This window comes from Kangiella sp., from assembly GCF_014762745.1.
GTDB lineage: Bacteria > Pseudomonadota > Gammaproteobacteria > Enterobacterales > Kangiellaceae > Kangiella.
Genome location: NZ_JABURJ010000082.1, coordinates 1 through 1,185, shown reverse-complemented (window position 1 = coordinate 1,185; position 1,185 = coordinate 1). Strand labels below are relative to the sequence as shown.

1 protein-coding gene is annotated in these 1,185 nt (G+C 48.4%); it reads left to right on the top strand.

What is annotated here, in order from left to right:
- Window position 1: 1 nt before the first annotated feature.
- On the top strand, window positions 2-1,185 hold a 1,184-nt coding region (gene tuf / locus HUJ19_RS05725; RefSeq protein ID WP_290622742.1), incomplete at its 3' end, for an elongation factor Tu.

The following is a 1,185-nucleotide window of genomic DNA, read 5'->3' as shown; positions in this document are numbered from 1 at the left end:
AATGGCTAAAGAAAAATTTGAACGTACGAAACCGCACGTAAACGTAGGCACAATCGGCCACGTTGACCACGGTAAAACGACTCTAACCGCAGCGATCTGTACCGTATTGGCGAAAGTCTATGGTGGTTCAGCACGCGCCTTCGCAGACATCGACAACGCTCCAGAAGAGAAAGAGCGTGGTATCACGATTTCTACGTCACACGTTGAGTATGAAACTCCAGCACGTCACTACGCGCACGTAGACTGCCCAGGCCACGCTGACTATGTTAAAAACATGATCACTGGTGCTGCACAGATGGATGGCGCGATTCTAGTAGTATCAGCAGCAGACGGCCCAATGCCACAAACACGTGAGCACATTCTGTTATCACGTCAGGTAGGTGTACCGAAGATTATCGTATTCTTGAACAAATGCGACATGGTAGACGACGAAGAGTTGTTAGAGCTTGTAGAGATGGAAGTTCGTGAATTGCTAGACCAATACGAATTCCCAGGCGACGACACGCCAATCATCCGTGGTTCAGCGTTGAAAGCGTTGGAAGGTGACGAAGGCGCATTAGGTCAGGAAGCCATCATCGCATTAGGCGAAGCACTTGACACTTACATCCCAGAGCCAGAGCGTGCGATTGACAAGCCATTCTTGTTGCCAATCGAAGACGTATTCTCAATCTCAGGTCGTGGTACAGTAGTAACTGGCCGTGTTGAGAGCGGTGTGGTCAAAGTAGGTGAAGAAATCGAAATCGTTGGTATCAAAGATACCACTAAAACAACGGTTACCGGTGTTGAGATGTTCCGTAAATTGCTTGACCAGGGTGAAGCTGGTGACAACGTAGGTGTACTACTACGTGGTACTAAGCGTGACGAAGTTGAGCGTGGTCAGGTATTGGCACACGTAGGAACTATCACTCCACATACTCGTTTTGAAGCAGAAGTATACGTCCTATCGAAAGATGAAGGTGGTCGTCATACTCCATTCTTCAAAGGCTACCGCCCACAGTTCTACTTCCGTACAACTGACGTGACTGGTGCTGTAGAGTTACCAGAAGGTGTAGAGATGGTAATGCCAGGTGATAACATCAAAATGAACGTAGAGTTGATCGCACCGATTGCGATGGACGAAGGTTTGCGCTTTGCGATCCGTGAAGGCGGTCGTACAGTAGGCGCTGGTGTTGTTGCTAAAATTAT